This window comes from Corallococcus sp. AB030 (assembly GCF_003668965.1).
Lineage (GTDB): Bacteria > Myxococcota > Myxococcia > Myxococcales > Myxococcaceae > Corallococcus > Corallococcus exiguus.
Genome location: NZ_RAWQ01000014.1, coordinates 76239 through 82866, shown reverse-complemented (window position 1 = coordinate 82866; position 6628 = coordinate 76239). Strand labels below are relative to the sequence as shown.

The window sequence follows — 6628 nt, the reverse complement described above, 5'->3', positions numbered from 1 at the left end:
ACGGGGGCGGCGGGGACCTGGGTCTGGGCCCAATCATTGGCGGAGCGGCCGCTGGCGTCGCGCACCGCGGGGGAGGCTCCCTGGTGGCGCAGCTGGTCGGCCACCTCCGTGCGGCCGAAGAGGACGGCGAACATCAGGGCCGTCTGGCCCAGCCGGTTGGTCTGGTCCACCGCGCAGGGCTGGGCGGAGAGCAGCTTCACCACGTCCGCGTAGCCCTTGAAGGCGGCGCCCATGAGGGCCGTGTTGCCCCGGTTGTCACCCGCGCACGCGTCCGCCCCGGCGTCGAGCAGCGCCTGCACCGTCCGGGTGTGGCCGTGATAGGCGGCGAGGATGAGGGGGGAGAAGCCTCGCGTGTCGCGGGCCTCCACGGGCGTGCCGGCCTTGACCAGCCCCTGGACGATGTCCGTCTCGCCTTCGCGCGCGGCGGCGAGCAGGTAGCGCTCCGCGTCGCTGGTGGCGAGCAGCCGTCCGGCGGGCGTCGCTGGAGCGCGCAGGGACATCCACGCGGCGGTCAGCACCGTGCACACCAGCATCACCAGACCCAACGAACCGAGCAGCAGCTTGCGAACCATGAGGGCGTCTCCGGCGAAGGAAGCGTGAAGGAGAGAGGGGGCCGCCGTGGCGTCACCGGCGGCCCCGGTGCGTCAGGTCACGGCTGGCCGGTGGTGGCGAGCGGGGCGATGGTGGCCTTCGCGTCGTCCAGCTTCACGTTCACGGCCTTGGCCAGGCGCGTGCCGTAGTCCGCGTTGGCCGCGTAGAAGTGGCCCACCATGCGCGCCTTGACCTTCGCGTCGCGCACCTGGCCCAGGTCGCCAGCCAGGTTCTGGATGAGCCGCTCCTTGCCGACCGCGTCGAGCGCCGTCCAGAAGGCGCCCGCCTGCGCGAAGTTGTCCGTCTTCGCGATGGGGCGCTGCTGCGTGGTGCCGGTGAGCGGCGCGTTGGAGAAGAGGGCGGAGGGCGTGTCCTGCGTCTCACGCGTGATGCTGGGCTCGTAGTTCACGTCCGACTTCGTGTTGCCGCTGTTCATCGCGCCGGCCTGGCTGTTGTTCTCCACCGCGGCGCGCGCGCGGTTCACCGGCAGCGACAGGTAGTTGGCGCCCAGGCGGTAGCGCTGCGTGTCCGCGTAGGAGAAGAGGCGGCCCTGCAGCAGCCGGTCCTCGGACGGCTCGATGCCCGGCGGCATCACGCCCGGGGAGAAGGCGGACTGCTCCGTCTCCTCGAAGAAGTTGTCCGGCATCTTGTTGAGGGTGAACCTGCCCAGCTTCACCGGAGGCAGCTTGTCCTTGGGCCACTCCTTGGTGGCGTCCAGCGGATCGAACGTGAAGCCGTCCAGGTCCTTGGGATCCAGCACCTGCACGCTCAGCTCCCACGAGGGGAACTTGCCGGCCTGGATGTTCGTGTAGAGGTCGAGCGTGGCGTGCTGGAAGTCCTCGCCGCCCAGCTTCGTGGCCTCCTCCACGGCGAGGCCCTTCACGCCCTGCTGCGACTTCCAGTTGAACTTGACGTACTTCACCTGGCCCTTGGCGTTGACGAACTTGAAGGCGTGCACGCCGTTGCCGTCCATCTGCCGGTAGCTCGCCGGGATGCCCAGCTCCGTATAGAGCTGGGTGAGCATGTGCGTGGACTCCGGCTGGTGACTGAAGAAGTCGAAGAAGCGGTTCGGGTCCTGCCGGTTGGTGATGGGGGACGGCTTCAGCGAGTGCACCATGTCCGGGAACTTGATGGCGTCACGGATGAAGAAGATGGGCAGGTTGTTGCCGACCAGGTCCCAGTTGCCCTCGTCCGTGAAGAACTTCAGCGCGAAGCCGCGCGGGTCGCGCAGCGTCTCCGGTGAACCGCTGGGGTGGATGACCGTGGAGAAGCGCACGAACATCGGCGTCTTCTTGCCCTTCTGGGAGAAGACGGACGCGCGCGTGAGGTTGGAGAAGTCGCCGTAGCTTTCGAAGGAGCCATACGCGCCCACGCCGCGCGCGTGCACCACGCGCTCCGGGATGCGCTCACGATCGAAGCGCGCGAGCTTCTCGATGAGGGCGAAGTCCTCCAGGAGGATGCCGCCCCGCGGGCCGGCCGTCTTGGAGCTCTGGTTCGTGCCCAGCGGCGCGCCCGAGTCGGTGGTGATGGGCGGAGGGTTGCCGGCGGCGAGGACGGGGGCGCCAGACAGCAGGACGGCGAACATCAACGAGCGTCGGTTCAAGGGGAACTCCTTGGGTTACGGGGGAACCGGGCCACCCCTAGAGCACGCCTCGTGCCGAACGTTCACCTCCTGTGATTTCAATGGTTTGAGCGTATGGGGCTCAGCCTGATCACCGGCCTTTCGGTGTTTGAACCGAAATGGCGGTGGTGTTGATCACCGCTTTATCGGTGCTCACGCGTGCATCGACATTTCGGTGAGAAGGCTTTTGCGTGATGCGTCTCGCCATTCAAGAGGCGCGGTGCGGCATCGTTTGCTGGCGGTGCGGGCGCCTGTGTTCTTGCGCAGAAGGGCGCGGGGCTCGGGTAGGGTGCGCGCATGTCAGGCCCGTTCATCGACGACGCGCGGATTGCCGAGGCGCGCAAGCTGGCGGACGAGATCGTCAATCCGATCTTCGACCTCATCCAACGCAACACCACTGTTTCCAATGAGCGCACCGTCTTGCGCTTCTTTGGCATTTCCGGCGCGGGTGCGCGTGGCGTACCCATGGCCAACCTCATGGTGGACAAGCTTCAGTCCGCCGGAGTGCTCAACCGGGGCGCCGCGTACTGGTACGGCCGCGCGCTGCAGCTGGGCGCCAGCAGTCCGCTGGACGCCGTGGAGCGCATCACCGCGCTGCCCACGGACAAGCTGGGCGCGCTGTCTCCAGAGATGGAAGCCAACCTGCGCGACGCCGTGCGCGAGGAGGCTCGCGCGGCGATGGCGGAGCTGAAGTCCCGCATCGCCCAGCGCAACGCCCTGCGCGAGCAGTTCCCCATGTCGCCCGCGCCGCACAAGTACGTCATCGTCGCCACCGGCAACATCTACGACGACGTGGACCAGGCGCGCGCGGCGGCGCAGGCGGGCGCGGACGTCATCGCGGTCATCCGCTCCACGGCGCAGTCGCTGCTGGACTACGTGCCGCACGGCGCGACGACGGAGGGCTACGGCGGCACCTACGCCACCCAGGAGAACTTCCGTGTGATGCGCGAGGCCCTGGATGACGAGAGCCGCAAGCTCAAGCGCTACATCCAGCTGACCAACTACTCGTCCGGCCTGTGCATGTCGGAGATCGCCTTCTGCGCGGCGTACGAGCGGCTGGACATGCTCCTCAACGACGCGATGTACGGCATCCTCTTCCGCGACATCAACATGCGGCGGACGTTCATCGACCAGTACTTCAGCCGCCGCATCTGCGCCCTGGCCGGCATCATCATCAACACCGGCGAGGACAACTACATCACCACCGCGGACGCGTACGACGCGGCCCACACCGTCATCGCCAGCCAGTTCATCAACGAGTGCTTCGCCAAGCGCGCGGGCCTCAAGGACTGGCAGCTGGGCATCGGGCACTCGTACGAAATCGACCCGTACCGCGACGACACGCTGCTCTTGGAGCTGTCGCAGGCGATGCTGGTTCGCCGCTGCTTCCCGGACGCGCCGCTCAAGTACATGCCGCCCACGAAGCACAAGGAGACGGACATCTTCTTCAGCCACGCGTACGACGTGATGGCGGACCTGGTGGCCATCTGGACGCGGCAGGGCATCCAGCTCTTGGGCATGATGACGGAGGCCATGCACACGCCGCTGCTCGCGGACCGGTACGTGGCGCTCAAGTCCGCGTCGTACATCCACCGCGCGGCGCGGGGCATCGACGAGGAGTTCACCGTTCGCGAGGACGGGAAGATCGCCAACCGCGCGCGGGAGGTCTTCGCCAAGGCGGAGGAGCTGCTGCGCGAGTGCCACACCGAGGGCATGGTGGCGGCCATCGGCAAGGGGCGCTTCGGCGACGTGAAGCGCGAGGAGACCGGTGGCAAGGGCCTGGACGGCGTGCTGGAGAAGGCGCCGGATTACTTCAATCCGTTCCTGGAAATGCTGGAGGCGTCATGATCCTGAGTACCTTTGTTGCCGTGATGGTGGCCGCGGGCGGCAGCGCGGATGCGTTGAGCAGCGTCACGGTGAAGAACATCGCGCTGAAGGCCCCGGCGGCGTGGACGCGCTCCAGCGTGGACGGCTCGGAGAAGTTCCTGGCGCCCTCTGGCGACGCGTACTTCATGGTGGACGTGGGCACGGTGCAGACCGCGGGCATGAAGGCGGAGCTGTGCCGCACGAAGATCCTCGCGAACATGGGCGGGGACAGCTGGACGATGTTGAAGGTCGGCGGCCAGCCGGCGGCCACGAAGATGGACACGGACGCGGCGCCGGACGGCAGCGGCAACGTGGACACCGTGACGTACGTGGGCTGCAACGGGAAGACGACCTGGTCGGTGGTCTTCTACATGGAGCAGGGCAAGAAGGACCGTTTCGCCGCGGTGGCCGAGAAGGTGGGCACCAGCGTGTCGTTCACGCCGCCCAAGGGCAAGAAGGGCTAGTTCGATGGTGAAGCCGAGCAAGCAGATCATCCGCCCCTACGGCGACCGTCGCGACGACGGCATGGTGCAGCTGTCGTTCACGCTGCCGGTGCCGCTGTCGGAGAAGGCCAAGGAGGCTGCCGCCCAGTTCACGAAGAAGATGGGCTTCACGGACGTGAAGGTGGCCGCCGCCGAGCGCGCGGCGGACCAGTACACGTTCTTCGTCGTCTACGCCCGCTCCAACGTGACGCTGGACTACGCGGAGATCGACGTGCCGGAGGTGGTGGTGCGCAAGATGGGGTTCAACGACCTCAACGCGCTCATCAAGGAGAAGGTGCGCCGGCGCATCGTCGTCTTCGGTGCGTGCACGGGCACGGACACGCACACGGTGGGCATCGACGCCATCCTGAACATGAAGGGCTACGCGGGCGACTACGGCCTGGAGCGCTACCCCGGCTTCGAGGCGTTCAACCTGGGCAGCCAGGTGCCCAACGAGGACCTGATCAAGAAGGCCACCGCGAAGCACGCGGACGCCATCCTGGTGTCCCAGGTCGTCACGCAGCGCGACGTGCACAAGGACAACTCGCGCCAGTTCATCGACGCGGCGAAGGCGGCGGGCATCCACGGCAAGACGCTCCTGCTGCTGGGCGGGCCGCGCGTGGACCACAAGCTGGCGCTGGAGCTGGGCTTCGACGCGGGCTTCGGGGCGGGCACCAAGCCGTCCGACGTGGCGAACTACATCGTGCACGCGGTGATGAAGAAAGAGGGCACGGAGTCCGCGGACTCCCACTACCAGGGGGAACCCACGTGAGCACTGGCACCAAGGCGGTACTGCGGCTGCGCATGGGCAGCCACGACGCGCACTACGGCGGCAACCTGGTGGACGGGGCGCGGATGCTCGGTCTGTTCGGGGACGTGGCCACGGAGCTGTGCATCCGCTCGGACGGGGACGAGGGCCTGTTCCGCGCCTACGACTCCGTGGAGTTCCTGGCTCCGGTGTACGCGGGCGACTTCATCGAGGCGGAGGGCGAGATCATCAGCGAAGGCAACACGTCGCGGAAGATGCGCTTCGAGGCTCGCAAGGTCATCAAGCCCCGGACGGACGTGAATGACTCGGCGGCGGACGTGCTGCCAGAGGCGGTGGTGGTGTGCCGCGCTTCGGGCACGTGCGTGGTGCCCAAGGACAAGCAGCGGGTGAAGCGATGAGCAGGCCCATGGTCCTCACCGCCGCCCTGGTGGGCGCGGAGACGACGCGCGAGCAGACGCCGTATCTGCCCATCACCGCGGAGGAGATCGCGGAGGACGCGGCGAAGTGCCGCGAGGCCGGCGCGGCGATGGTGCACATCCACGTGCGCACGGCGGAGGGCAAGCCGTCGCAGGACGCGGAGCTGTTCCGCGCGGCCATCCGAGCCATCCGCAAGCGCACGGACGTGCTCGTCCAGGTGTCCACGGGCGGTGCGGTGGGCATGGGCGTGGACGAGCGGTGCGGCGGGCTCACGCTCACGGGCGCGGACAAGCCGGACATGGCCACGCTCACCACGGGCACGGTGAACTTCGGGGAAGAGGTGTTCTGGAATCCCCGGCCGCTGGTGCGCGACATCGCGAAGCGCATCAAGAGCATCGGCCTCAAGCCGGAGCTGGAGTGCTTCGACGTCGGGATGATCGACGAGGCGCGCTACCTGGCGAAGGAGGGGCTGGTGGAGTTGCCGGCGCACTTCGACTTCGTGCTGGGCGTGCCGGGCACGCTGCAGGCGCGGCCGGAGGTGCTGGACTTCATGATCGCCTCGCTGCCGGAGGGGAGCTCCTGGACGGTGGCGGGCGTGGGGCGCCAGCAGCTCCCGTTCGTGGAAGAGGCCGCGAAGCGCGGCGGCAACGCGCGCGTGGGCCTGGAGGACAACATCTACTTGTCCAAGGGCGTGCTCGCGAAGGGCAACTTCGAGCTGGTGGCGGAGGCCGCGAAGCGGGCCCGTGCCGCCGGCCGTGAGATTGCCTCCCCCGAGCAGGCCCGGCAGCTGCTGCGCCTGGGCTGAGGTTTCACACGCGGAGCCATCACGTGAGGCCCGGGAGCGGATTCGCCCCGGGCCTTCGTGTTTCGTCTCCGCGATGC

At 67.9% G+C, this 6628-nt stretch carries 7 protein-coding genes; 5 read left to right on the top strand and 2 right to left on the bottom strand.

Annotated features, from left to right (window positions below; all coding sequences use genetic code 11):
• Both D7Y15_RS05895 and D7Y15_RS05890 read right to left on the bottom strand, forming a co-directional pair.
• On the bottom strand, positions 1 to 572 hold a 572-nt coding region (locus D7Y15_RS05895; protein WP_148712700.1), incomplete at its 3' end, for an ankyrin repeat domain-containing protein.
• 77 nt (positions 573 to 649) lie between these two features.
• Positions 650 to 2176: a catalase gene (locus D7Y15_RS05890; protein WP_121751940.1), complete on the bottom strand. Its 1527-nt coding sequence runs from the start codon at positions 2174 to 2176 to the stop codon at positions 650 to 652.
• A 333-nt stretch (positions 2177 to 2509) separates the two neighbouring features.
• Here D7Y15_RS05890 and D7Y15_RS05885 point away from each other — a divergent pair, with 333 nt between their 5' ends.
• From D7Y15_RS05885 to D7Y15_RS05865, 5 genes are read left to right on the top strand one after another with little or no spacing between them, the layout of a single operon-like run.
• Positions 2510 to 4060, top strand: a complete 1551-nt coding sequence (locus D7Y15_RS05885; RefSeq protein WP_121751939.1) for a lysine 5,6-aminomutase subunit alpha — start codon at positions 2510 to 2512, stop codon at positions 4058 to 4060.
• Positions 4057 to 4542 carry a hypothetical protein gene (locus tag D7Y15_RS05880; protein WP_120574363.1) on the top strand — a complete coding sequence of 162 codons (486 nt, stop codon included), beginning with the start codon at positions 4057 to 4059 and terminating at the stop codon, positions 4540 to 4542. Before D7Y15_RS05885 ends, D7Y15_RS05880 begins: the two co-directional genes overlap by 4 nt.
• Positions 4543 to 4546: 4 nt before the next feature.
• Entirely contained in the window at positions 4547 to 5332 is a 786-nt protein-coding gene (locus tag D7Y15_RS05875) for an OAM dimerization domain-containing protein (RefSeq protein ID WP_120574362.1), read from the top strand.
• Positions 5329 to 5727, top strand: coding sequence for a hotdog fold domain-containing protein (locus D7Y15_RS05870; RefSeq protein WP_199733715.1), 399 nt, complete (start codon positions 5329 to 5331; stop codon positions 5725 to 5727). The genes D7Y15_RS05875 and D7Y15_RS05870 overlap by 4 nt, the downstream gene beginning before the upstream one ends.
• Positions 5724 to 6551 carry a 3-keto-5-aminohexanoate cleavage protein gene (locus D7Y15_RS05865; RefSeq protein ID WP_120574361.1) on the top strand — a complete coding sequence of 276 codons (828 nt, stop codon included), beginning with the start codon at positions 5724 to 5726 and terminating at the stop codon, positions 6549 to 6551. Before D7Y15_RS05870 ends, D7Y15_RS05865 begins: the two co-directional genes overlap by 4 nt.
• The last annotated feature ends 77 nt before the right edge of the window (positions 6552 to 6628 follow it).